The following is a 23,741-nucleotide window of genomic DNA, read 5'->3' on the forward strand; positions in this document are numbered from 1 at the left end:
CCCCATTCCCCATTCCCCATTCCCCATTCCCCACTCCCCATTCCCCACTACCCACTACCCACTCCCCACTACCCACTACCCACTACCCACTACCCACTACCCACTACCCACTACCCACAATCCCTTCAATTCCCTCCTGCCCGCACTTGTGGCCCGCCAGCCTTGCCGCTGCAACCAGCGATGACTGCAGCGATTCCCCCCGAAGCCGGGCATCGATCACTCCGGCATTGAAGACGTCGCCGGCGCCGAGGGTATCCACCACCCGGGGAGGTACGAAGGCGGGCGTGGCCACCGGCTGACCCCGCCGGGTCAATCCGCAGGCGCCCTGTTCGCCCCAGGCGCAGACGAGATCGGATTCCGGTGCCTCATTGTGGATGCTTTCGAGGAAAGACTCCGCGGAGTCCGCCGCTCGGCTCTCCGCAAAGGTGCGCGAGAACAGCAGTAGATCCACGTAGTGGAAGAGCGCGTCGATTCCCGGCCGGTGCTTTTCCACCTCCAGCGAACAGGGCAGTTTCGGGCGTTCGGTCTTTACCCGTTGCAGCATTCGTTTTACCGCCTCCGGATTGCGGCCTTCAAAATGCACCCACTCCAGTTCCTGCAGGCCGATGCGCGCAAAGTGCTCGAAAGCATACTCCGGCAGGTCGCGGTAGTGGACGATGGTGCGCGAGCCGGTTCTCTTGTTCAGGGTTACATAGGAGGTCGGCACCTTGCCGTGAGAGATAGTGGCGGCGGCAGCGGTATCGATGTGGTGGCGTTCGAAATCATCCAGAATGGGCCGGGCGTCCCGTTCCTCGGCGAGGGTGCCTGCCCACCGGCAGCGGTGTCCGAGCTGGCTGAGCACCACCAGGCTATTGGCCGTATTGCCCCCGCGGTAGATGCGCTGCGCCTCGGCGCGGACCTCGTCGTCCTCGGCCGGGTAGCCATCCACGACATTGATGATGTCCAGGGTGGCGTTTCCCACTCCCAGGATGTTCGCCATTGCCTTACCCTGCTGATTCCGAAGTTGCGATACCGTGCTGGTTCAAGGCCCATTCCACATGCTCCCGTACCAGGGGGGAGCAAGCCTCGCGCCGGGCCTGCAAGGCCTCGATGATGGCCGGTTCCGAAGGGGCGTTGCCGAGCGCTACGGCGATGTTGCGCAGCCAGCGTTCGTGGCCGAGCCGGCGAATCGCCGAACCTTCGGTGCGCTGCAGAAAGCGGGCTTTATCCCAGGTAAACAGCTCCACCAGCGAAGTGCTGTCGAGTTCGTGACGTGGCTCGAAATCACCCTCGGCCGTATTGGCGGTGAAGCGGTTCCAGGGGCAGCACAGCTGGCAGTCGTCGCAGCCGTAGATGCGGTTGCCGATGAGCGGGCGCAGCTCTTCGGGGATCGAGCCGCGCAGTTCGATCGTGAGATAGGAGATGCAGAGCCGGGCATCGACCGCATAGGGGGCGACAATGGCCCGGGTGGGGCAGGCGTCCATGCACGCCCGGCAGGAGCCGCAGTGCGGTTCGGTCGCGGTGTCGACCGGCAGTGGCAGATCCACATAGATCTCGCCGAGAAAGAACCACGAACCCTCCCGGTGCAGCAGATTGGAGTGCTTGCCCACCCAGCCGAGCCCGGCCTTCTCGGCCAACGGCTTCTCGAGTACCGGCGCGCTGTCGACGAACACGCGATGGTCGAATGGACCCACTGCCGCCTCGATACGCCTGGCCAGGTTGGCCAGCCGTTTGCGCATCAGTTTGTGGTAGTCGCGGCCCAGTGCATAACGGGAGATATAGCCCTGGCGTGAATCCGCCAGCACGGCATCGGCATCGGCCGCCCCTGCGGGTCGATAGTCCATTCGCACGCTGATGACCCGGCAGGTGCCCTCCACCAGCTCCGCGGGACGTGAACGCCGGGTGCCGTGGCGGGCCATGTACTCCATGTCCCCGTGAAAACCCGCCTTGAGCCAATCGAGGAAGCGCCGCTCCGCGGCGGAGAGATCGATGTCCGTAATGCCGACCGCCTGAAACCCCAGTTCCCGCCCCCAATCGCGAATGTGCCGGGCGAGGTCGTTCGGCTCCAGGTTCTGCCGGTCCATGTTATATGAAATTGCCATAGTCGCTATGATAACGGTTATGACTGAATTACCGCTGGAACTTTATCGTGCCGAACAGGTTCGCGAGTTGGACCGCATTGCCATCGAGGAGTGCGGAATCGATGCCCTCACCTTGATGAACCGTGCCGGCAGGGCGGCATTCGACGGGTTGCGCCTGCTCTGGCCCGCCGCCAACCGGCTGGTTGTGCTCTGTGGCCCCGGCAATAACGGCGGCGACGGCTATGTGGTGGCGCGGCTTGCCCATGAGGCCGGTCTGCAGGCAATGGTCCTGAGGATAGCCGGCGTTCGCGAGCCGGGCGGCAGTGCCGGACAGGCCCGGGAAGCCGCCCTGACCGCCGGCATTCCTGAAGCGATCTTTTCGCCAACGATGCTGGCGGGTCAAGATTTGCTGGTCGATGGGTTGCTGGGCACCGGGTTGAGCGGAGAGGTGACGGGGGATTTTCGCCGGGCCATCGAGGCATTGAATGCTGCACCGGCACCGGTGTTTGCCCTGGATATCCCTTCCGGGCTGGGGGCCGATACCGGGACGGTACTCGGTGCCGCCGTGAAGGCCGAGGCGACCATTACCTTTATCGGCCTCAAACAGGGTCTCCTGACCGGTGATGGCCCGGAGCAGTGTGGCAAGTTGCGGTTCGATACCCTCGATGTCCCATCTTCGGTTTACGCCACTATCGAACCTTCCGCCCGGCGTATCGGCGCCGGGGCATTGACCGCTTCTCTCAAGCCACGCCCCCGCAACGCCCACAAGGGATGCTACGGCCATGTACTGGTGGTTGGGGGCGACCGGGGAATGGCGGGAGCTGCCCGGATGGCGGCGGAGGCGGCAGGGCGGGTCGGCGCCGGTCTGGTCAGCATCGCTACCCGGCGGCAGCATGCCGCCTGGATCAGTGCAGTGCACCCCGAGGCCATGGCCCACGGTGTCGAAGCGGGATCCGATTTATCGCCTCTGCTGGAGCGGGCCACGGTGATCGCCATCGGTCCGGGGCTCGGCCGGGACGCCTGGGGGCGGCAGATGCTTGCCCGGGTGCTGGAAACCGGAAAGCCCCTGGTGATGGATGCCGATGCCCTTAATGCACTGTCTGCCGAGCCGGTCTGCAGGGGTCAGTGGGTGCTTACACCTCATCCCGGAGAGGCCGGCCGGTTGTTGAACAGTGGAGCGGGCGAGGTGCAGACGGATCGCTTCGAGGCGACTCGAAAAATCCAGCAACGTTATGGCGGCGTGGTGGTGCTCAAGGGTAGCGGGACCCTCGTGGCGGACGAAAATAACCATATTGCGGTCTGCAGCGCCGGCAATCCCGGCATGGCATCGGGGGGGATGGGGGACCTGTTGACCGGTGTGATTGCCGGCCTTCTGGCACAGGGGCTGTCACTGGCGGAAGCGGCCCGGGTGGGCGTGTGCCTGCATTCGACGGCGGGCGATCGGGCTGCAGCCGAAGCTGGCGAACGCGGTCTGATTGCCTCGGACCTGATCCCGCAAATGCGACGGTTGGTAAACCCATGAGGGAGCAAAGCGTGAGTGAACACACCGTCGTGTCAGGGGATGCGATGATGATGCTCGGCGAACGTCTGGCCAGGTGTACGTCCGCGCCACTGACCATCTACTTGTGCGGCGATTTGGGGGCGGGGAAGACCACGCTGGTGCGGGGTTTCCTGCGGGGGCTTCACTTCACCGGGCCGGTCAGGAGCCCAACCTACACACTGGTCGAGCCCTATGAGACGGAACCGTCGGTCTTTCATTTCGACCTCTATCGCCTTGGTGATCCCGAAGAGCTGGAATTCCTGGGTATCCGCGACTATTTCGAGGAAGACTCGGTCCGTCTGATCGAATGGCCTGAGCGGGGTGCGGGTGTCCTGCCGGCGCCCGACCTGGAAGTGTTCATTGATTACACCGGGCTCGGCCGACATGTGCGGTTGCGGGCCTACACAGAGCCCGCACGGAGGTTAGTCAGCTGTTTGGTCCGCTCTTAAGCAGAGGGTGAGGTTCCCATCACAGTTGTTTGGGTCAGTGAGATTGATTTTTTGCACCTTTCATTCTAAGTTAGCATCATAAGCTCACGAAGAAATCGAAGAAGACGTTCTAAGTCATTAGTTCACAAGAAAAATCATGTTAGGGTGCCGGGCGCTTTCGAATCGATGGAAACGGTCCCGACACCGGGAGACGGGAGATGCGCTGGTCCAAGGTGCTATGCACGTTTGTTCTGCTGCTGTTCGGTGGCTCTGGCTTTGCCCAAGAAGGGGTCGATGGATTGCGAGCGTGGCCGGCACCGGATCACACCCGCCTCGTTTTCGACTTGAGCGGTCCGGTCAAACATAAGCTTTTCACCCTCTCCAACCCCGAGCGGGTCGTCATCGATATCGAAGATGCGAGTCTGACTACTTCTCTGAAACACAAAAATTTCGGAAAGCTGCTGAAAGGCATTCGCTCCGGTGTCCATAATCAAACCGATCTGCGTATCGTCCTGGATTTGGATGAGAAAATCCGGCCAAAGAGTTTCGCCCTGAGTCCGAATGACAAATATGGGCATAGGCTGGTAATCGATCTGGAGAAATCCGGGGGATCATCGCACCCCGTGCGCCGATTAAATCAGGTGGAGCGTGCCCGGGAAGTCCTGGTGGCCATCGATGCCGGTCACGGCGGTGAGGATCCGGGGGCCTCGGGGCCCAGCGGTGTTCGGGAAAAGACGGTAGTTCTGGCGATAGCCCGCAAGTTGGCCGGCCTGATCAACAAAGAGCCCGGAATGCGGGCGATTTTGACCCGGGATGGCGATTACTACCTTAGTCTGTTGAAACGGGTCGAAAAGGCGCGGCAGGCCAACGCCGATCTGTTTGTTTCCCTCCACGCTGACGCATTCCGGGACTCCCGCGTGAAGGGTGCTTCGGTTTTCATACTCTCCAACCGGGGGGCCTCGAGTGAACACGCCCGTCTGATTGCCCATAAGGAGAACTCTTCGGACCTTATTGGTGGTGTCAGTCTGGACGGTAAAGACAGCCTGCTAGCCTCCGTGCTGCTGGATCTGTCGCAGACGGCAAGTAATGAGGCGAGTTATAACGTCGCTGAACAGGTTCTTCAGGACATCAAAAAAGTCGGGAAAATCCACAAATACAAAGTGGAGCGTGCGGCGTTCCGGGTTCTGAAGGCGCCCGACATTCCTTCTCTGCTGATAGAAACCGCTTTCATTTCCAACCCTTCCGATGAGCGTGCGCTGGTTTCGTCGGATCATCAGTACAAAATGGCCCGTGCGATTAAAAACGGTATCCGCAATTACTTCCAGCAGTATCCTCCGCCCGGCACGCTGCTGGCCGAACGCCAGACTTATGTGATCTCCCGTGGCGACACGCTATCGGAGATCGCCCGTCAGTATCGCGTCAGTACCGATGCCATCCGCCATTTTAACGGTCTCAGCGACAACACCATACGTGTCGGACAGGTGCTACAAATTCCCGGTGGTGGATAACGCTCAGTGGCGAGTGGCTAGTAGCTAGTGGTGAGTAGCTAGTGGTCCATGCGGGGCTCTGATTGCCACACTACTTCCCGCATGGACTGCTAGGCTGTTGCGATCACCGCCTCGTTACTCGCTACTGCTCGATTGGCTTGTAGCAATTGCCGAAACGTCCGGTTAACCTAACGCACATGGACGCCGCGCCGCGACGCATTCGACTGCTCTCCTCCCAGTTTGCCAACCAGATCGCTGCCGGCGAGGTGGTGGAACGCCCTGCGTCCGTCCTCAAGGAGTTGCTGGAAAATAGCATCGATGCCGGTGCCGACCGTATCGAGGTCGAGGTTGAGAAGGGGGGTGTGGGTCTGATCCGTGTGCGTGACAACGGTGCCGGTATCCACCATGAGGACCTGGCCCTGGCCCTCAGTCCCCACGCGACCAGTAAAGTGGCCGATCAGAATGACCTTGCCCATTTGAAGTCCCTTGGGTTTCGTGGTGAAGCGCTGGCCAGTATTGCTTCCGTGTCGAGGCTCTCCATCACCACGCGGCGCAAGGCGGATGAGCAGGGCTGGCGGGCAGAGGGCCCTGCGGCTGAGATAACGCCGGCTGCTCATCCTCCGGGCACCACGGTCGAGGTTCGCGAGCTGTTTTTCAATACACCGGGCCGACGGAAATTCCTCCGTTCCGAGTCGACCGAATGGGGCCATCTGGAACAGGTGTTCCGACGTCTGGCATTGAGTCGATTCGAGGTGGGGTTTTCGTTGACGCATAACCGTCGGCGGATTCTGCAAGTGCGCTGTGGCAGGGAATCGGATGCCCTGGAACGGCGTATCGGCGAGGTCACGGGCCGGGCTTTTTTGAAAACATCCGTATCGGTCGACTTTTCCGCGGCGGGACTGCACCTTTGGGGGCGGGTCGCGGGACCCGAAGCGGCACGCAGTCAGGCCGATCTGCAGTATTTTTACGTGAACCACCGGCTGGTTCGTGACCGGCTGATCGGTCACGCCCTGCGACAGGCCCACCGGGATGTCCTCCCGGTGGGGCGCTATCCCGGCTATGTCCTTTTTCTCGAGCTGGACCCGACCCAGGTGGACGTCAACGTCCATCCCACCAAGCACGAGGTCCGGTTTCGGGAGGCGCGGCTGATCCATGATTTTCTTTACCGGGCCGTCCGCGATGCACTCGAGCCGGGCCTGTCGGCTGCGGTACCTCAGGTCGAGCAGCCCGCCATTCAGGTGACGCCCTATCCGAAAACCGAATTGCGCCCCGCCTCCGAAACCGCCATTCGTGAATCGATCACCGGTTACGCCCGCCTCCTGGCCGGAACGGCCGCTGTTCCGCGCTCGACGCCGCGCAGTACGGCGGAGCCGAAGCGGACACTGGGGCGGCTGGTGGACATTCTTTTTGAAAACTACCTGCTTACCGAGCACGTCGATGGCGCGCGTCTGATTGACGGCGGCGCTGCGCGGGAGGCAATCGCCTGTCATCGACTGCAAGCAGCCTGGCACGACCAGACGATCCGTCCCCAGCCGCTGCTGGTTCCCGAGTCGCTGGAGGTGGAGAGAGCGGCGGTCGTCCGGCTGGAGCAGGAACCCGAACGTCTTTCCCGTCTCGGATTCGAGCTCTCACCGATCGGCGAGACCACACTGATGATTCGACAGCAACCGGCGCCATTGCGCCGTGTGCAACCGATTCCCCTGGCCCGGGCACTGCTTGAGGCCATGGAAACCGGAGTTGATGAGCCTGTGCTGCTCAGGAATCTGGCCCGATGTGCCAGCACCGCCCATTGCCGAACACTGGATCGCGCGGCGGCAGAGGAGCTGTTGGCGGAACTGGAGCCGCTGGCGGGGGAACTGTCCGGATGCTGGATCCGTCTCACCCCTGAAATCCTTGCTCGCCTGTTCGAGACGGATTCAGTCTAACCAATCCTGATTACGCCTTTGCGTGATTTTGTTGAAATATTTGGGCTCAATCTTCCAATCATGTCCGATATGAATACCCGACCCGCTGCTATTTTCCTCATGGGACCAACCGCCTCCGGCAAGACCGATCTGGCGGTTGAGCTCTCTGAACGGCTGCCGGTGGAAATCATCAGCGTTGATTCAGCGTTGGTCTACAAGGAGATGCATATCGGTACGGCCAAACCCGATCCGGAAATCCTGGCACGGGTGCCGCACCGTTTAATCGATTTCCTCGACCCGGCCGAAAGCTATTCGGCCGCGCGCTTCCGGGAAGATGCGCTGCGGGAAATGAACGGAATTCGTGCCGCTGGACGCATTCCTCTTCTGGTGGGGGGCTCCATGCTTTACTTCCGAAGCCTGGAGCAGGGGATCGCGCCGCTGCCCGTCGCCGATGCGGAACTTCGAGGACGCTTGAGTGACGAGGCGGCCGAGATTGGCTGGAATGAAATGCACAGGCGTTTGGCGACGGTCGACCCGGAATCTGCCCGGAGGATTCATCCGAACGACCCGCAGCGATTGCAGCGGGCGCTGGAAGTCTATTACCTGACCGATCGCCCGATGAGTGAGCTGTGGCGGGAGGCTGAGGCGTCGGCACTGCCTTTTGCCCCGGTGAAACTGGCGATTGCGCCGACGGACCGGGTGGCGTTGCAGGAACGCATTGCGCTACGGCTGCAACAGATGATCGAAGAAGGCTTCGTCGAGGAAGTCGAGCGGCTCTACCGTCGGGGCGACCTGACGCCGGAGCATCCCTCCATTCGCTGCGTAGGCTATCGTCAGATTTGGAACTATCTTGCGGGTGAGTGGGATTTCGACACCGCCGTCGAGCGGGCAGTTATCGCTACCCGACAGCTCGCGAAACGGCAATTTACCTGGCTTCGCAAGGAAAAAGGGCTACGCTGGCTGGAATCGGAGGACCCGAATCGACTCGCGAAGGCCTTGAAAACCGTGGACTACGGGCCCATTGCCTAGAGTAGGATTATCCGGACCGCCTTTACCGGGTGAGTGAAATGCTATGATAACTAAGTACGTCGTTTAAATAACTAGCAAAATACGTCACGTGATGAGCTGTCACCTTTTGGGGGCGCGTCTTGCGCCACAGAATAATGAGAGGAGAACTCCAATGAGCAAAGGGCAAGCGCTGCAGGATCCCTTTCTGAATGCCCTGCGCAAAGAACGGATTCCAGTTTCCATTTACCTGGTCAACGGCATCAAGCTGCAGGGACAGATCGAATCTTTTGACCAGTTCGTGGTCCTATTGAAGAATGCCGTAAACCAGATGGTTTACAAACACGCCATTTCCACTATCGTGCCTGCACGCAGCGTTAAGGTGAGCTTTGCACCACCACCGAATTCTTCCTCACAACCGGATGAGTCTTCTTCGCCCGGCAATTTCTGATTGGATGGCTGTCTCTCAGGACAGCGTGGGAGGCCGCCTTGCTTGAACGTCCTACCGGCGGCGAACGTGCTGTCCTGGTGCATTTGGATCTGCTGCCCGAGAGCGAACGTGAGGACCTCGAGGAGTTTGAGGAACTGGTCGTTTCGGCCGGAGCCCAGCCCGTTTCCGTCGTGACCGGATCAAGGCGCCAACCCGAACCGAGATATTTCGTCGGTAGCGGCAAAGCCGAGGAAATCCGCGACCGGGCAGAGCGGGAGGAGGCCGATATCGTCTTGGTCAACCACCCGCTTTCGCCTTCCCAGGAACGAAATCTGGAGCGTTTGGTCCAATGCCGTGTTCTGGATCGGACGGGTCTGATTCTCGATATCTTTGCCCAGCGTGCCCGCTCTCATGAAGGTAAATTGCAGGTGGAACTGGCTCAGTTGCAGCACCTCTCCACCCGCCTGGTTCGGGGATGGAGCCATCTGGAGCGCCAGAAGGGCGGCATCGGACTACGCGGTCCCGGCGAGACACAGTTGGAGTCGGATCGGCGTATGCTCGGTGAGCGCATCAAGTCCCTACACCGGCGACTGGAAAAGGTGCGGCGGCAGCGTGAACAGAGCCGCCGTGGGCGGCGGCGTGCGGAGATCCCCACGGTTTCTCTGGTCGGATATACTAATGCCGGCAAATCGACTCTGTTCAATGGACTGACAACCGACACGGTCTACGTTGCGGATCAGCTTTTCGCGACCCTGGATCCGACGCTACGGCGGCTGCCGCTGCCCGGTGGCGATGCGGTGGTACTGGCCGACACGGTGGGGTTCATTCGTCACTTGCCCCATGACCTTGTCGAGGCGTTTCGGTCCACCCTGCAGGAGACGCGCGATGCGGACCTGCTGCTGCACGTGATCGATGCCTCGGATGATGATCGACAAGCCAAGGTCGAGCAGGTCAACGAGGTCCTTGCTGAAATCGGCGCCGACAAGGTGCCGCAGATCGAGGTTTACAACAAAATCGACCTGCTGCCGAAGAGCCGGCCTCGCGTTACTAGCGACGCTGAGGGCCATGTTCGCCGGGTCTATCTCTCGGCGGCCCAAGGCACAGGGATGGAAGGTATGCTGGAGGCGCTCGATGAGCATTTCCGGCATTACCGGGAGCGGCGTTCACTGCGCATTCCGCCCGAAGCGGGGCGATTGCGGGCGCGGCTCTATGAAGCGGGCGCGGTCCGTGAGGAGTCAGTGGATAACAGCAGTGGTGATTGGCTGCTGGAGGTGGAAATCGAGCCGCAGATCCTCGATTACCTGCGAAAGCAGGAAGAGTTTGCTGTCCTGTTACCGCCGGCTTAAGCCTGTCGGAGGCTGCCCACAGCCTGTACCATCAGCGCGTGCCGACAGGTGCAGGGCTAACAGGGTGCAATGATTTAGAGCGATACAGGAACAGAATGCTGAAGTGATTATTCTCAAGTTCGACAGGCTGCTAGAATTTGCAGCCGATTTGAAGTGCTTTCTTAACCGGAATTTTGTGCCTGGGGGCGTCAGAAATTCCGGTGTTAACACGCAATATGCGATTGGAGTGTCTTAATGGCCTGGAATGAACCGGGTGGCTCCGGCGGGCGAGATCCGTGGGGCGGCCGTAATAATGAGCAAGGACCACCGGACCTGGACGAGGTTGTTCGCAAACTGCAGACCAGATTCAAAGGTATTTTCGGTGGCCGTGGCGGCAAAAGCGGTGGCGGAGGCGGTGCTTCCGGTGGCGGAGTGGGAGCAGCCAGTCTGGGAGTGGTGCTGGTCCTGGCCCTCGTGGTCTGGGGGCTGTCGGGCTTCTATATCGTCGAGGAGGGTAAACGCGCCGTGGTTTTGCGCTTCGGTGACTATCAGTCGACGACTGGACCGGGCCTGCACTGGTATCCACGTTTCATCGACAAGATGGAGCGTGTCGATGTGGACTCCATCCGTAGTATCGAACTCGGTTATCGGGCCGATGAAGCCCTGATGCTCACCCAGGACGAGAACATTATCGACATCAAGTTCGCTGTCCAGTATCGGGTGGGTGATCCGAAGGAATATCTGTTCAATGTTCGCGATCCTGACGAGACACTGCGCCAGTCCCTGGAGAGTGCCGTCCGCGAGATCGTGGGCAAGAGCAAGATGGACTTCATCATTACCGGTGGCCGTAGCGAGATCGTCGTACGTGCCCAGAAACTGCTCCAGGAGATCCTGGATGATTACGGGGCCGGGCTGATTGTAACGACTCTCAACATGCAGGATGCCCAGGCTCCGGAACAGGTACAGGATGCCTTTGCCGATGCCGTCAAGGCTCGTGAGGATGAGGTACGCCTGAAGAATGAGGCGGAAGCCTATTCCAACGATATCCTGCCCCGGGCCCGTGGTGGTGCTGCCCGCATCATCGAGGAGGCGAATGCCTATCGAGAGCAGGTCATTGCCAGGGCCGAGGGTGAAACCGCCCGCTTCACCAACGTATTGGCCGAATACACCAAGGCTCCGGAGGTGATGCGCAAGCGTCTCTATCTGGATACGATGGAATCGGTGCTGTCCAACAGTAGCAAGATTATGATCGACTCCAAGGACAGCAATAACCTGATGTATCTGCCGATCGATAAAATGATGCAGCGCGGTATTACCGCGGGTGACCAGAGTTCGCCGGAGTCCGGCGTGACCCGCACTCTCGGAAGTCGGGACAATTCAGGCTCGCAGCCTTCGTCCAATGTCCGAGATAATCTGCGTAGTAGGGAGGTGCGCCGATGAGCACTAAAATGACCGTATCCCTGATACTCGTCGCCGTGGCCGCGTGGTTGCTCTCGATGTCGATGTTCACCGTCGACGAACGGGAGAAGGCTGTGAAGTTCCGGCTTGGTGAGTTCCAGGATGCAACCTATGAGCCGGGGCTGCACTTCAAGATCCCCTTCATCAACAATGTGCGCAAGTTCGAAGACCGGATCCTGACGCTGGACTCCGAACCGGAACGCTATCTTACCTTCGAGAAGAAGAACGTCATCGTCGACGCCTTCATCAAGTGGCGTATCGACGACGTCTCCAGCTTCTACAAAACTACTAACGGTGATGAGCGCCAGGCCGGTTTGCGCTTGTCTCAGGTGATCAAGGATGGGCTGCGGGCCGAATTCGGCAAGCGAACCATCCAGGAGGCGATTTCGGGTGAGCGCGCGGAAATCATGAGCGTGATTGCCGGGAAGATTAAGCAGGATGTCGACCATTTCGGCATCGACGTCGTCGACGTGCGCATCAAACGCATCGAGCTGCCCGCGGAAGTCAGCGATTCGGTGTACCAGCGTATGCGCGCCGAGCGCAGCCGCGTAGCCAAGGACCTGCGCTCCCGGGGTGCCGAGGCCGCCGAACGCATTCGTGCCGATGCCGACCGTCAGCGAACGGTCATCCTGGCCGAGGCGTATCGTGATGCCGAACGTACCCGAGGTGAGGGTGATGCGACAGCGGCGGAGATCTTTGCCCAGGCCTTTGGCCAGGATGAAGAATTCTATGCTCTGTACCGGAGTCTCGACGCTTACCGAAACGTATTCAGCTCGAAAAACGATATGTTGGTACTCGATCCGGACTCTGAATTCTTCCGCTATTTCAAAGCGGCGGTCGGCTCCGAAAGCGCCCGCTGATAAGAGGCAAGGACCGGCCGGGCGGCCCGTAAGGGCCGTCCGGCCATTTATTTGATCGGGGGAGTGGATGTGGGTTGACCTTGGGGTTGCTGTCTCTTTGGTGTTGGTGCTGGAAGGTCTGCTACCGACACTCTCTCCCGGCTATTTCCGGCAGTTGATGGTTTCGGTCGCCCGAATGGACGACCGTGCGATTCGCGTCTCGGGGCTGATTAGCATGGCCCTCGGGGCGATGCTGCTTTATTGGCTGAGGCACTGAAGATGGTCGACACTGATCGCTGGCTGCTCCCCGAAGGCATCGAGGAACTCCTTCCTCCCGAGGCAGAACGTCTTGAACGGGTCCGTCGCGGGTTACTGGAGCTGTTCCATACCTGGGGTTACCGCCAGGTCATTCCTCCCTTTATCGAATACCTGGATTCGCTATTGACCGGCGCCGGCAATGATCTGGATCTGGAAACTTTCAAGCTGACCGATCAGCTGAGTGGAAGGTTGATGGGGGTGCGTGCGGATATGACACCGCAGGTAGCTCGTATCGATGCCAGCCAGTTACAGCGTGAGGAACCGACCCGTCTTTGCTATCTGGGTACCGTGTTGCGTACGCGCCCGGCATCCCACGGCGGCACCCGCAGCCCGATGCAGGTGGGTGTGGAGCTCTATGGGCACGCCGGTCCGGAGAGTGATCGCGAAGTATTGACGTTGATGGTGGAAACACTGTTCAAGGCGGGACTGGAGCACGTTTATCTCGACTTGGGGCATGTGGGTATTTTTCGAGGTCTGGCACGCCATGCCGGGCTTGATGCCGATACGGAGAACCGCCTGTTCGATGCGTTACAGCGAAAAGCCAAACCGGAAATCGCCGAAATTCTTGCCGCTGCCGATCTCGGGAAAACGGCTGCGGATGCCCTTGCAGCGCTTGCCGACTTGAATGGTGGCCCCCAAATCCTGGAAGAGGCCCGGGAGGTGCTCTCCGGTGCCGGCGAAGAGGTGAAAGTGGCGCTGGATAACCTGCGGCGGGTGGCCGTTGCGGTCGAACAGCGCCCTGACGTGTCCGTGCACTTCGATCTGGCGGAACTACGGGGGTATCATTACCACACCGGGGTGGTGTTCGCCGCTTTTGTACCCGGCCGCGGTCAGGCGATTGCCCAGGGAGGCCGGTACGACGGCATTGCCCGCGTCTTTGGGCGGGCCCGACCGGCCACCGGGTTCAGCGCCGACCTGCGGGAGGTGCTCTCCCTGGCCACTGACGATACCGGGCCGATTCGTGGTATCTTTGCCCCTTGTGCCGACGACGCCGTACTGGATGCTGCCATTGCAAAGCTGCGCGAGAACGGCGAGCGCGTCGTCCAGGCGCTTCCCGGCCAGCAGGGTGCAGCGGCCGATATGGACTGCGACCGGCAACTGGTCGAGAAAGACGGAAGCTGGAAGGTCGAAGGTCTCTAGGAGCCTGTCCGAGAATAGACTAACCTACTGCGGCCAAGCCTGATTGGCCGGATTTCTCGCTCATTTTCGTTAAATCGAACCACTATTCGCCTCAAATGACCGAAAAATCTGACCCAATCAGTCTTGCCTTCGTGACGGTCGCTATTCTCGGACAGGCCTCCTGGCACCGCAAAGAGTGCCAGCGGCATCGATATTCTCGAGGAATCTCCCTTCGCTGTCATTGCGAGGAGCCCGGCGACGAAGTAATCTGGTAAACCAGCCGGGGCTAGCACGACCGGCCAGCAGTTGCGAAAGCTATTCCAAATAACACGCCAAGGCGATGACCCCGCACCGAAAATGCGGGGTTCTTTGTGAGAGAGAGCGGAAAATGGGGAAGAATGTAGTAGTCATCGGTACCCAGTGGGGCGATGAGGGCAAGGGCAAGGTCGTTGATCTCCTTACCGAAAAGGCCAGTGCCGTCGTGCGCTTCCAGGGCGGTCACAATGCCGGTCACACGCTGGTCATCGACGGCAAGAAGACGATTCTTCACCTCATCCCTTCGGGCATTCTCCACGAGAGTGTCCTGTGTCTGATCGGTAACGGTGTCGTACTGTCGCCCGACGCGCTGCTCGAAGAGATGGCGATGCTGAGAGCCAGCGATGTGGATGTCGAAAGCCGGCTGCGCATCAGCGAGGCCTCCACGCTGATCCTTCCCTACCACATCGCGCTGGACCAGGCGCGGGAAAGGGCGCGCGGCAAGAAGGCCATCGGCACTACCGGACGTGGCATCGGCCCCGCCTATGAGGACAAGATTTCCCGCCGCGGCCTGAAAGTAGGAGACCTGATGCATCGCGAGCGCTTTGCCGCGCGGCTGGGTGAGGTACTCGATTACCACAACTTTGCGCTGAAGCACTACTTCAAGACGGAGCAGGTGGACTTTCAGGAAGTGCTCGAGCAGGGCCTGGCCATGGCAGAGCGCATCCGCCCGATGGTGGCCGACGTCACCGGGCTGCTTCACAAACTCCGCGCCGACGGTAAGGACGTCATGTTCGAGGGGGCCCAGGGCACGCTGCTGGATATCGATCACGGGACCTATCCCTACGTGACGTCGTCGAATCCGACGGCCGGCGGTGCATGCACCGGTACCGGCGTCGGCCCGCGCGATATCGATTACGTGTTGGGAATTACCAAGGCGTACACTACCCGCGTCGGTGCAGGACCGTTCCCGACCGAACTCTATGATGGGGCCGATCTGTCGGACCCCATCGGCAAGCGCATGGCCGATCAGGGGCACGAATTCGGCTCCACCACTGGCCGGCCGCGTCGCTGTGGATGGCTGGATGCCGTGAGCCTGCGACGCTCGGTGCAGATCAACAGTCTTTCCGGGATCTGCCTGACCAAAATGGACGTGCTCGACGGCCTTGAAACCCTGCGTATCGCAGTAGGCTACCAGTGTGACGGTGAAATTCTGGATGCCCCGCCCGTAGGCGCCGATGCCTACGAACAGTGCCGTCCCCAGTACATCGACCTGCCGGGCTGGAGCGAAAGCACGGTGGGCGTGCGCGATTACGATCGATTGCCGGAGAACGCCAAGGCCTACATCCGCAAGATCGAGGAGGTCGTCAACATACCTGTGGATATTATTTCCACCGGCCCGGACCGCGCCGATACTATCGTACTGCGCAGTCCATTCGGATAGCCGGCCGCTAAACCGACTGCAACCAGCCCGATGGTCATGCGCCGTCGGGTTTTTTTTATTGACGCCTCTGGTAGAGGGATTCAATGGGCTACCTGTCACGCGTAGGCGATTGATTGTTCTCGATTTGTATCGAGATTTGCGGCGCGTCTTGTGACCTGTGGGACAGTTTGGCGCCCATAAAAAAAGGCCGCTCAAAGAGCAGCCTTTCAAAAAGATGGTGCCGAGGAGAGGACTCGAACCTCCACGGGGTTTCCCCCACTAGCACCTGAAGCTAGCGTGTCTACCAATTTCACCACCTCGGCTCCGAGACGCTTACGTCCCGAGAGGCGGGCACTTTACTTGGCCATCCAGTGATTGTCAATAGTTGGGCGGTAGGCGGAAACTTTTCATCGCAGCCGCCCGGAATTGGTACAATTATGTATTTAAACGAACCGACAACAAGAGCCCTTTATGGCGAAACGTTTTTCCAATAAGAAGGACCCGCATCAGACACGCGAGGCCCGCAAGTACGAGAATCCCATTCCCAGCCGTGAGTTCATCATGGACATGCTGGCCGAACAGGGGCGCCCGATGACCCGCCAGCAGATCGCCGCGGCACTGAAGCTGGAAGGGGATGAGCCTCTGGAGGCTTTGCGCCGCCGCCTGCGGGCCATGGAGCGCGATGGGCAGTTAATGCAGAACCGGCGCGGCGGCTACGGCCTGATTAGCAAAATGGATCTCGTTCGGGGACGTGTGGTTGGCCATGCGGACGGCTTCGGATTCCTTATCCCCGATGAGGGGGGCGAGGACCTGTTTCTTTCACCCAAGGAGATGCACGGTGCACTGCATGGTGATCGGGTGGTCGCGCGGGTATCGGGGATTGACCGACGTGGTCGTAAGGAGGGCACCATTGTCGAGGTGCTCGAACACGGCAATACGCACGTGGTCGGCCGCTATTACGTGGAGGGTGGCGTCGGCTTTCTGATTCCCGATAACAAACGCATCAATCAGGACATTCTGGTGCCTCCTGATCAGGTGTACGGGGCGGAGTTCGGCCAGCTGGTTACGGTCGAGCTCATTGAGTATCCCACTCGTTATCGCCAGGCCATTGGTCGCGTCATCGAGATCCTCGGGGATCACATGGCGCCGGGGATGGAGGTCGATCTCGCCATTCGCGCCCATGGCCTGCCCCATGAGTGGTCGGTATTCATGGATACGGAGATTGCCGAGCTGCCGCGGGAGGTCGCTGAGAGTGACAAACAGGGGCGGACCGATCTTCGCGAGATGCATCTGGTCACTATCGATGGGGAAGATGCAAAGGACTTCGATGATGCTGTCTTCTGCGAACCCCACGGTGACGGGTGGCGCCTGGTCGTGGCGATCGCCGATGTTTCGCATTACGTGATGCCTGGCGGTGCACTGGATGTTGAGGCGCGGATGCGGGGCAATTCGGTCTATTTCCCCGGTCGTGTGATCCCGATGCTGCCGGAAGCGCTTTCCAATGGCCTTTGCTCGGTGAATCCGAACGTCGACCGGTTGGTGATGGTGTGCGACATGGAGGTCAGCTCCAGGGGAAAGCTGGAGGGATATCGGTTCTATCCCGCCGTGATGCGCTCCCATGCCCGGCTGACCTACAACAAAGTGGCCGCGATGCTGGTGGATAAGGACCGGGAGCTGCGCGAGCAATATCGGAGTGTCGTCCCCGACCTGGAACATCTCCATGATCTCTTCCACGCGTTGCATGCCGAGCGCAAGCGTCGCGGTGCCATCGATTTCGAGACTACCGAGACGATGATCGTGTTCGGTGAGAACAAAAAGATCGAGCGTATCGTGCCGGTGGAGCGTAATGATGCACACCGTCTGATCGAAGAGTGCATGTTGATTGCCAATGTGGCGACGGCCGATTTCCTCAGCAGCTCCGAACTCCCCAGTCTCTACCGTGTGCACCCCGGGCCCAGTCTGGAGAAGCTGGAGAGGCTGAGGGAGTTCCTTGGCGAACTTGGGCTTTCGCTGGGCGGGGGTGATGAGCCACAGCCGAAAGACTACGGGGTCCTTCTCGACCAGGTGCGCGGACGTAGCGATGCCCACCTGATCCAGACCGTGCTGCTACGTTCACTCGCGCAGGCGGTTTACACGCCGGATAACAAGGGCCATTTCGGTCTTTCGTACAAGGCATACGCACACTTTACCTCGCCAATCCGTCGCTACCCGGACCTTTTAGTGCATCGAGCTATCCGCCATCGGCTGTCCAAAAAATCGGCGGAAGACTTTCATTACTCGATGGAAGACATGGTCCTGCTCGGCGAGCACTGCTCGATGACCGAGCGTCGCGCCGATGATGCCACGCGGGATGCAACCGACTGGCTGAAATGCGAGTTCATGATGGACCGGGTAGGAGACGAGTACGACGGGATCATCACCGGGGTGACCGGCTTCGGCCTGTTTGTCACCCTCGATGACATCTATGCCGAAGGACTGGTCCATGTGACCGCGCTCAGCAACGATTACTACCACTTCGACCCGGCCAAGCATCGCCTGACCGGGGAGCGCACCCGACGCATGTACCGTCTCGCCGACAAGGTTTGTATCCGCGTTCTGGCCGTCAATCTGGATGAGCGAAAGATCGATTTTGAAATGGTCGAGGAATGAAGGAGGAAACCGTTTTCGGCCTGCACGCCGTGCAGGCCGTGATCGAGCTTCAGTCCGACAGTATTACCGCCCTTTGGCTGGATAGCCGTCGCAAGGACAAGCGACTTCGCCATCTGGCCCAACTCGCCGAACGGGCGGGCGTGGGGGTTGAGTGGCTTTCGAAGCCGGAGCTGGACCGTCTGACGAACGGCGGGCGTCATCAGGGCGTGGTAGCCCGTATTCGCGGCGAGGCCCCGCGGGACGAGTCCTTTCTCGAAAACCGGCTCACTACGATGGAGGAGCCGCCTCTTCTGTTGATCCTGGACGGAGTCACCGATCCGCACAATCTCGGGGCGTGCCTGCGTACCGCAGACGCCGTCGGGGCTCACGCGGTGGTCGTGCCGCGGGATCGGGCCTGCGGATTGACACCAACGGTGCGCAAGGTGGCCAGCGGTGCCGTCGGATCGGTACCCCTGGTCTCTGTCACCAATCTTTCCCGAACCCTGGCCAGCTTGCGCAGCGCCGGGGTATGGGTGGTGGGGACGGCTCTTGAGGGCGCCAGCGGCTACCTCTACCAGGCGCAACTGACCGGGCCATTGGCACTGGTACTGGGTGCGGAGGGGCAGGGGCTGAGACGTCTGACGGCCAAGGGCTGCGACGAGCTGGTCACGATTCCGATGCGGGGAACGGTTCAAAGCCTGAATGTCTCCGTGGCGGCGGGGGTCTGCCTGTACGAGGCGTATCGCCAGCGTCTGGTTGCCGGTTGCTAGGAGCCTATTCTCTGACAGGCTCCCGGTAGCCTGTCAGACCAGACCCACTCGGCTCGGGCATTCTCGAGAATAGGTTCCAGACATTCTCTACTACCGCCACTATGGCGGCATGCTCTAACGCGGAAAGGCGGATATAGGCCGAATTTCGCTTGGACGTATTGCGGTTTCTGTCGCTCCTGGTGCGCGTGAAGGGGTTTTGACCGCCTCGCTACAGGCTGCTAGTGCTGATAGCCAGGGTAAACGCATACTCACAAGCCTGGTGCTTGGCGAGCGAAGCAAGTGCTGGGTATCAGGTGCGCCGTGAATACATCCCTGTAGGCTCGACGGCAGCATCCCTGCTGCCGATGACTTGATATCAAGCACTTGCATCATTGGTTTCAAAGTATGCGGCTGCCCTGGGCTGCCCTGCAGGGTAAACGCATACTCACATTTTTGATGCCGGCGAGCGATATAAGTCCTTGACAGCAGGTACGCTGTAAATACATCCGTGTACGCTCGACGGCAGCATCCCTGCTGCCGACGACCTGCTATCAAGGACTTACACCGCTCGCTTCAAAGTATGCGGTTGCCCTGGGCTGCCCTGTTGCACAATTGCCCACGCCCCTTGAGTCGAGTACAATGGCCGGCTTTTCCCGGGTGTTGCCCGGGATCTCCTTGCTTCAGGCAATGGGCCTGAGGCTGCATAAACCGTAAGGAGCTATTAATGCGACATTACGAAATCGTCTTTCTGGTCCATCCGGACCAGAGCGAGCAGGTCCCTGCCATGGTTGAGCGTTATCGGTCGACCATCGAGTCCACTGGCGGGCAGATCCATCGTCTGGAAGATTGGGGCCGCCGCCAACTGGCTTTTCCGATTGCCAAGATCCACAAGGCGCATTACGTGCTCATGAATGTGGAGTGCAACGGTGAAGCGATGGCCGAGCTGGAGTCCGCGTTCCGTTTCAACGACGCCGTTATCCGTAACCTGATCCTGCAGAAGAAGGAAGCCGTGACCGAAGCTTCGCCGCTGGTCAAGGTCAGAGAAAGGGACGAAGGGGAGACACGGGAAAGCCGGGGCGAAGCCAGACCCGAAGCCAAGCCCGAACCTCAGCCCGAAGCCAAAGAAGAAGGTGGTGAAACGGCCGAGAGCGAAGGGCAGGCCGCCTCCGAATAACGGCTCGGCTTACCGACCGTATTCCCTTGCATTGTCCGAATCGTGACCGAATAGAGATCAGGAGACCGAAATGGCTCGTTTTTTCCGACGCAAAAAGTTTTGCCGTTTTACCGCCGAGGGCGTGAAAGAGATCGATTACAAGGATCTTGCCACCCTCAAAAATTACGTCACCGAATCCGGTAAAATCGTTCCCAGCCGGATCACCGGCACCAAGGCGCGCTATCAGCGTCAGCTCGCCCGTGCCGTCAAGCGGGCTCGCTATCTGGCGCTGCTGCCGTATAGCGATAAGCACTGATAGGACTACCCTGCCGTAGGCTCCGGTCTACCCAGGGGTTGGGAGAGCTATGAAACTGCTCGCGGCCTACATCATGCGCGGCCGCATGCAGGCGATTTTGGTTACGACTGTCGCTGCGATGCTGTCCCTGCTGTTGCCGCCGTTCAGTTACTTCAGCGGTGCGGCAGTGGGTCTGGTAACACTCCGAACCGGACCCGGGAGTGGACTCACTGTGTTCGCCGGTTCATTGCTGGCCGTTGGCCTGCTGGCAGCGGTGATCCTGCAGCAGCCTTTGATTGCCGCTGGTTTCGCCATTGTGCTGTGGCTGCCGGTGCTGGTGCTGGCGACGGTATTGCAGCGAACCGTAAGCCTGTCCAGAACCGTTGCCTTGTCGGGACTTTTCGGCGGGCTGCTGGTCCTGGGGGCCTACTTAGCCTTTGACGACCCGGCCAGCTGGTGGATGGAAACCTACCGGCAGTTGCTGGCGCAAGCCGGAACCGAGGCACCCGGGCCGGACATGGAACCGGTGCTGCGGGAGGTGGCCGGGATTATGACCGGGGCGGTTGCCGCGGCACTGACGCTGAGCACACTCGGTGCGCTCTTCATCGCCCGCTGGTGGCAGGCGTTGCTATATAATCCGGGCGGCTTCCGGGAGGAGTTTCACCGTCTGGCTGTCGGCCGGCCGCTCACCCTTGTGGCCCTGGTGTTGATCGGGGCGGCAGTTGTTCTGGGCGACCCGGCCGCGGCTATGGCAGCTGAACTGCTGGTGGTAATCATGCTGCTGTTCCTGATACACGGGTTAGCCGTGGTTCACGGTTTGGTGGCCGGCGTCAGGGCAAGTGTCGGTTGGCTGGTGGCGGTTTATTTGCTACTCCTCTTGGCACTGCCGCAGACGGCAGTTACCTTGGCGGTACTGGGGATGGTGGATAATTGGTTCGGCTTTCGCACTTATTTCGGCCGTTCCGAAGATGATAAATGACAGTGTGGTTGCCTGGCGCCGGGGGCGCGGGGCGATAAAGACTATAGAGAGTCATAAAGACTATAGAGAGTCGAGGTATCGAGATGGAAATAATCCTGCTGGAGAACGTTCGCAACCTGGGCAACCTGGGCGACAAGGTTGCCGTGAAGTCCGGATATGGCCGGAATTTCCTGATTCCGACCGGTCAGGCGGTCATGGCGACAGCTAAGAATCTGGCTGAATTCGAAGAGCGTCGTGCCGAGCTGGAAAAGAAGGCGGCCGAAGTGCGCTCCGCTGCACAGGCTCGCGCCGATAAACTGGCTGAGCTGGGAACGGTGACCCTGAAGGCCAATGCCGGCGAAGAGGGCAAGCTGTTCGGCTCCATCAGTTCGGCGGATATCGCCGATGCCATTACGGCGGCCGGTATGGAAGTCGAAAAGCGCGAAGTGCAGATGCCCGAAGGCCCGCTGCGCGCCGTTGGCGAGTACGACATCGATGTCCAGTTCGAGTCGGACGTCTATCAGACGATCAAGGTGGTGGTCGAGGCTGACTGATACCTGGATGCCTGTCCGAGAATAGCGACCGTCACGAGGGCAGGATTGATTAGGTCAGATTTTTCAGGCATTTGAGGTGAATACGACTGCATGGACGCAGTCGTTAGAGCGATGCATCCCGCCGTGGATGGCGGCAGTAGAGAATGTCTGAACCTATTATCGAGGGTGCCCGAGCCGACGAGTGCAGGGAAGCACTCGGTAGAGCGAAGCAGGATGCCCGAGCCGATCAGTCTATTCTCGGACAGGCTCCTGGATGCCCCCGGACTGCCACTCATGCGGTCCGGGGAATACAGCGACGGATATTCGCATCCGAAGTGCGGAATGGCGCAAATCGTCGGGATCGAATAGCTTGTCGTGGGCCGGATTTCCCGGCATTCTGGTGACCTCATCCTCCGGGTGTGATTCTGGCTTATGCCCATGCAGGAAAGTACAGTACCATTCGCCCGCGATGACGCTACCGCGGCGCTGAAAGTCCCTCCGCATTCGATTGAGGCCGAACAGTCGGTCCTCGGCGGTCTCATGCTCGATAACGGGGCGTGGGAAAAGGTGGCCGATCGGGTCAGCGATCCCGATTTTTACCGTCGTGACCACCGTCTGATCTTTCAAGCCATCCGCCGCCTGGCGGAAGAGGCCAAACCTTTTGACGTAGTCACGCTGGCGGAGTGGCTGGACAACTTGGGGGAACTCGAACATCTCGGTGGGATCGCCTACCTGGGTTCGCTTGCCAGTAACACCCCCAGTGCCGCCAACATCAAGTCCTACGCGAATATCGTTCGTGAACGTTCGGTGTTGCGCCAGCTTATTGATGTCGCAAACACCATCGCCGACAGTGGTTATTATCCGGAAGGGCGTCCGGTTCATGAACTGCTCGATCAGGCGGAGAAACGCGTCTTCGAGATTGCCGATCAAGGCAATCGCGACCGGGCCGGTTTCAAGGGCATCAAGGAACTGCTGGTCGATGCGGTCGACCGCATCGATTACCTGTTCAGCCAGGACAACGCCATCACCGGCGTGCCCACCGGCTTTACTGACTTTGATGACAAGACCTCGGGCCTTCAGCGTTCCGACTTAATCATCGTTGCCGGTCGCCCCTCCATGGGCAAAACCACATTCGCAATGAATATCGCCGAGAATGCGGCGATCAAGCATCAGGTTCCGGTGGCCATTTTCTCCATGGAGATGCCTGGCGAGCAATTGGCCATGCGCATGATGTCCTCCCTCGGGCGCATCGATCAGCATAAGGTTCGTACCGGCAAGCTGGGTGACGACGACTGGCCGCGGCTGACTTCGGCGGTCGGTATTCTCTCCGAAGCCCCCATCTATATTGACGATACCCCTGGACTCACCCCCACCGATCTGCGGGCCCGTGCCCGGCGCCTCGCGCGGGAGCACGGTCTGGGACTGATCGTCATCGACTACCTGCAGCTGATGCAGGTCGTCGGGGGTGGTGAAAACCGCGCCACCGAGATTTCCGAGATCTCCCGCTCCTTGAAAGGGCTCGCGAAGGAGCTCAACGTCCCGGTTATAGCGCTCTCTCAGCTCAATCGCAGCCTGGAGCAGCGTCCCAACAAGCGGCCGATAATGTCGGATTTGCGTGAGTCCGGAGCCATTGAGCAGGACGCGGATGTGATCGCCTTCATCTATCGCGACGAGGTCTACAACGAAGACAGCGCCGACAGGGGCACCGCCGAAATCATCATTGGAAAACAGCGTAACGGTCCCATCGGAACCGTGCGTGTGGCCTTCCTCGGCCAGTACACTCAGTTTGCCAATTTTGCGGGCAACGATTACGGAGCGTCGGGAGGCCATTGAC

Annotated in this window: 20 protein-coding genes, 1 tRNA gene and 1 pseudogene; 19 read left to right on the forward strand and 3 right to left on the reverse strand. The window is 60.0% G+C overall.

The window, feature by feature from the left end:
- Positions 1-103 precede the first annotated feature (103 nt).
- Together Q7L05_RS01190 and queG are read right to left on the reverse strand one after the other, a co-directional pair.
- Positions 104-979, reverse strand: a complete 876-nt coding sequence (locus Q7L05_RS01190) for a PfkB family carbohydrate kinase (RefSeq protein ID WP_303900986.1) — start codon at positions 977-979, stop codon at positions 104-106.
- Between the two features lie 4 nt (positions 980-983).
- Positions 984-2,081, reverse strand: a complete 1,098-nt coding sequence (gene queG / locus Q7L05_RS01195; RefSeq protein ID WP_303900987.1) for a tRNA epoxyqueuosine(34) reductase QueG — start codon at positions 2,079-2,081, stop codon at positions 984-986.
- Positions 2,082-2,100: 19 nt separating this feature from the next.
- On the opposite strand from queG, the gene Q7L05_RS01200 reads away from it, so the two are divergent.
- The 12 genes from Q7L05_RS01200 (at position 2,101) to Q7L05_RS01255 (ending at position 15,612) form a co-directional block, all read left to right on the forward strand.
- A complete protein-coding gene (locus Q7L05_RS01200; protein WP_303900988.1) occupies positions 2,101-3,582 on the forward strand; it encodes an NAD(P)H-hydrate dehydratase in 1,482 nt (493 codons plus the stop codon).
- Positions 3,583-3,626: 44 nt separating this feature from the next.
- The gene (gene tsaE / locus Q7L05_RS01205) at positions 3,627-4,049 is read left to right on the forward strand and encodes a tRNA (adenosine(37)-N6)-threonylcarbamoyltransferase complex ATPase subunit type 1 TsaE (RefSeq protein ID WP_303901054.1); all 423 of its coding nucleotides are present in this window, start codon (positions 3,627-3,629) and stop codon (positions 4,047-4,049) included.
- A gap of 197 nt (positions 4,050-4,246) precedes the next feature.
- A complete protein-coding gene (locus Q7L05_RS01210; protein WP_303900989.1) occupies positions 4,247-5,536 on the forward strand; it encodes an N-acetylmuramoyl-L-alanine amidase in 1,290 nt (429 codons plus the stop codon).
- 176 nt (positions 5,537-5,712) lie between these two features.
- Complete coding sequence (gene mutL, locus Q7L05_RS01215; RefSeq protein ID WP_303900990.1) at positions 5,713-7,440, forward strand: DNA mismatch repair endonuclease MutL; 1,728 nt, start codon at positions 5,713-5,715, stop codon at positions 7,438-7,440.
- A gap of 60 nt (positions 7,441-7,500) precedes the next feature.
- Positions 7,501-8,448 (forward strand): tRNA (adenosine(37)-N6)-dimethylallyltransferase MiaA, encoded by a 948-nt coding sequence (gene miaA / locus Q7L05_RS01220; protein WP_303900991.1) that lies wholly within the window; start codon positions 7,501-7,503, stop codon positions 8,446-8,448.
- Positions 8,449-8,599: 151 nt separating this feature from the next.
- On the forward strand, positions 8,600-8,875 hold the full coding sequence (gene hfq / locus Q7L05_RS01225) for an RNA chaperone Hfq (RefSeq protein ID WP_303900992.1): 276 nt from the start codon (positions 8,600-8,602) through the stop codon (positions 8,873-8,875).
- 38 nt (positions 8,876-8,913) lie between these two features.
- Entirely contained in the window at positions 8,914-10,200 is a 1,287-nt protein-coding gene (hflX, locus tag Q7L05_RS01230; protein WP_303900993.1) for a ribosome rescue GTPase HflX, read from the forward strand.
- Positions 10,201-10,434: 234 nt separating this feature from the next.
- Positions 10,435-11,619: an FtsH protease activity modulator HflK gene (gene hflK, locus Q7L05_RS01235; protein ID WP_303900994.1), complete on the forward strand. Its 1,185-nt coding sequence runs from the start codon at positions 10,435-10,437 to the stop codon at positions 11,617-11,619.
- Entirely contained in the window at positions 11,616-12,497 is an 882-nt protein-coding gene (gene hflC / locus Q7L05_RS01240) for a protease modulator HflC (RefSeq protein WP_303900995.1), read from the forward strand. Before hflK ends, hflC begins: the two co-directional genes overlap by 4 nt.
- A 67-nt stretch (positions 12,498-12,564) precedes the next feature.
- On the forward strand, positions 12,565-12,753 hold the full coding sequence (locus Q7L05_RS01245; protein WP_303900996.1) for a DUF2065 domain-containing protein: 189 nt from the start codon (positions 12,565-12,567) through the stop codon (positions 12,751-12,753).
- A gap of 2 nt (positions 12,754-12,755) precedes the next feature.
- Positions 12,756-13,934, forward strand: coding sequence for an ATP phosphoribosyltransferase regulatory subunit (locus Q7L05_RS01250; protein WP_303901055.1), 1,179 nt, complete (start codon positions 12,756-12,758; stop codon positions 13,932-13,934).
- 367 nt (positions 13,935-14,301) lie between these two features.
- Positions 14,302-15,612: an adenylosuccinate synthase gene (locus Q7L05_RS01255; RefSeq protein ID WP_303900997.1), complete on the forward strand. Its 1,311-nt coding sequence runs from the start codon at positions 14,302-14,304 to the stop codon at positions 15,610-15,612.
- Positions 15,613-15,827: 215 nt separating this feature from the next.
- Here Q7L05_RS01255 and Q7L05_RS01260 read toward each other — a convergent pair.
- Positions 15,828-15,914, reverse strand: a tRNA-Leu gene (locus tag Q7L05_RS01260).
- A 148-nt stretch (positions 15,915-16,062) separates the two neighbouring features.
- Here Q7L05_RS01260 and rnr point away from each other — a divergent pair.
- The 7 genes and pseudogenes from rnr to dnaB form a co-directional block, all read left to right on the forward strand.
- Positions 16,063-18,237: pseudogene (rnr, locus tag Q7L05_RS01265) on the forward strand (ribonuclease R); the annotation flags it as partial.
- Complete coding sequence (gene rlmB / locus Q7L05_RS01270; RefSeq protein WP_303900999.1) at positions 18,237-18,989, forward strand: 23S rRNA (guanosine(2251)-2'-O)-methyltransferase RlmB; 753 nt, start codon at positions 18,237-18,239, stop codon at positions 18,987-18,989. The pseudogene rnr and the gene rlmB, both read left to right, overlap by 1 nt.
- Positions 18,990-19,692: 703 nt before the next feature.
- Entirely contained in the window at positions 19,693-20,142 is a 450-nt protein-coding gene (rpsF, locus tag Q7L05_RS01275; protein ID WP_303901000.1) for a 30S ribosomal protein S6, read from the forward strand.
- Between the two features lie 70 nt (positions 20,143-20,212).
- Positions 20,213-20,437: a 30S ribosomal protein S18 gene (gene rpsR / locus Q7L05_RS01280; protein WP_092991802.1), complete on the forward strand. Its 225-nt coding sequence runs from the start codon at positions 20,213-20,215 to the stop codon at positions 20,435-20,437.
- Positions 20,438-20,486: 49 nt separating this feature from the next.
- Entirely contained in the window at positions 20,487-21,395 is a 909-nt protein-coding gene (locus Q7L05_RS01285; protein ID WP_303901001.1) for a DUF2232 domain-containing protein, read from the forward strand.
- 83 nt (positions 21,396-21,478) lie between these two features.
- A complete protein-coding gene (gene rplI / locus Q7L05_RS01290) occupies positions 21,479-21,928 on the forward strand; it encodes a 50S ribosomal protein L9 (protein ID WP_303901002.1) in 450 nt (149 codons plus the stop codon).
- Positions 21,929-22,345: 417 nt separating this feature from the next.
- The gene (gene dnaB / locus Q7L05_RS01295) at positions 22,346-23,740 is read left to right on the forward strand and encodes a replicative DNA helicase (protein WP_303901003.1); all 1,395 of its coding nucleotides are present in this window, start codon (positions 22,346-22,348) and stop codon (positions 23,738-23,740) included.
- Position 23,741 lies beyond the last annotated feature (1 nt).

The organism is Thiohalomonas denitrificans (assembly GCF_016841685.1).
Lineage (GTDB): Bacteria > Pseudomonadota > Gammaproteobacteria > Thiohalomonadales > Thiohalomonadaceae > Thiohalomonas > Thiohalomonas denitrificans_A.

Bases quoted from the DNA above. Each gene is read 5' to 3' on its own strand.
- hflC (WP_303900995.1), top strand. From the start codon at position 11,616: ATGAGCACTAAAATGACCGTATCCCTGATACTCGTCGCCGTGGCCGCG.
- tsaE (WP_303901054.1), top strand. From the start codon at position 3,627: ATGATGATGCTCGGCGAACGTCTGGCCAGGTGTACGTCCGCGCCACTG.
- hfq (WP_303900992.1), top strand. From the start codon at position 8,600: ATGAGCAAAGGGCAAGCGCTGCAGGATCCCTTTCTGAATGCCCTGCGC.
- mutL (WP_303900990.1), top strand. From the start codon at position 5,713: ATGGACGCCGCGCCGCGACGCATTCGACTGCTCTCCTCCCAGTTTGCC.
- Q7L05_RS01190 (WP_303900986.1), bottom strand. From the start codon at position 979: ATGGCGAACATCCTGGGAGTGGGAAACGCCACCCTGGACATCATCAAT.
- Q7L05_RS01200 (WP_303900988.1), top strand. From the start codon at position 2,101: ATGACTGAATTACCGCTGGAACTTTATCGTGCCGAACAGGTTCGCGAG.
- Q7L05_RS01250 (WP_303901055.1), top strand. From the start codon at position 12,756: ATGGTCGACACTGATCGCTGGCTGCTCCCCGAAGGCATCGAGGAACTC.
- Q7L05_RS01210 (WP_303900989.1), top strand. From the start codon at position 4,247: ATGCGCTGGTCCAAGGTGCTATGCACGTTTGTTCTGCTGCTGTTCGGT.
- queG (WP_303900987.1), bottom strand. From the start codon at position 2,081: ATGGCAATTTCATATAACATGGACCGGCAGAACCTGGAGCCGAACGAC.
- Q7L05_RS01245 (WP_303900996.1), top strand. From the start codon at position 12,565: ATGTGGGTTGACCTTGGGGTTGCTGTCTCTTTGGTGTTGGTGCTGGAA.
- hflK (WP_303900994.1), top strand. From the start codon at position 10,435: ATGGCCTGGAATGAACCGGGTGGCTCCGGCGGGCGAGATCCGTGGGGC.
- rpsF (WP_303901000.1), top strand. From the start codon at position 19,693: ATGCGACATTACGAAATCGTCTTTCTGGTCCATCCGGACCAGAGCGAG.
- Q7L05_RS01255 (WP_303900997.1), top strand. From the start codon at position 14,302: ATGGGGAAGAATGTAGTAGTCATCGGTACCCAGTGGGGCGATGAGGGC.
- rlmB (WP_303900999.1), top strand. From the start codon at position 18,237: ATGAAGGAGGAAACCGTTTTCGGCCTGCACGCCGTGCAGGCCGTGATC.
- Q7L05_RS01285 (WP_303901001.1), top strand. From the start codon at position 20,487: ATGAAACTGCTCGCGGCCTACATCATGCGCGGCCGCATGCAGGCGATT.
- rplI (WP_303901002.1), top strand. From the start codon at position 21,479: ATGGAAATAATCCTGCTGGAGAACGTTCGCAACCTGGGCAACCTGGGC.
- miaA (WP_303900991.1), top strand. From the start codon at position 7,501: ATGTCCGATATGAATACCCGACCCGCTGCTATTTTCCTCATGGGACCA.
- dnaB (WP_303901003.1), top strand. From the start codon at position 22,346: ATGCAGGAAAGTACAGTACCATTCGCCCGCGATGACGCTACCGCGGCG.
- rpsR (WP_092991802.1), top strand. From the start codon at position 20,213: ATGGCTCGTTTTTTCCGACGCAAAAAGTTTTGCCGTTTTACCGCCGAG.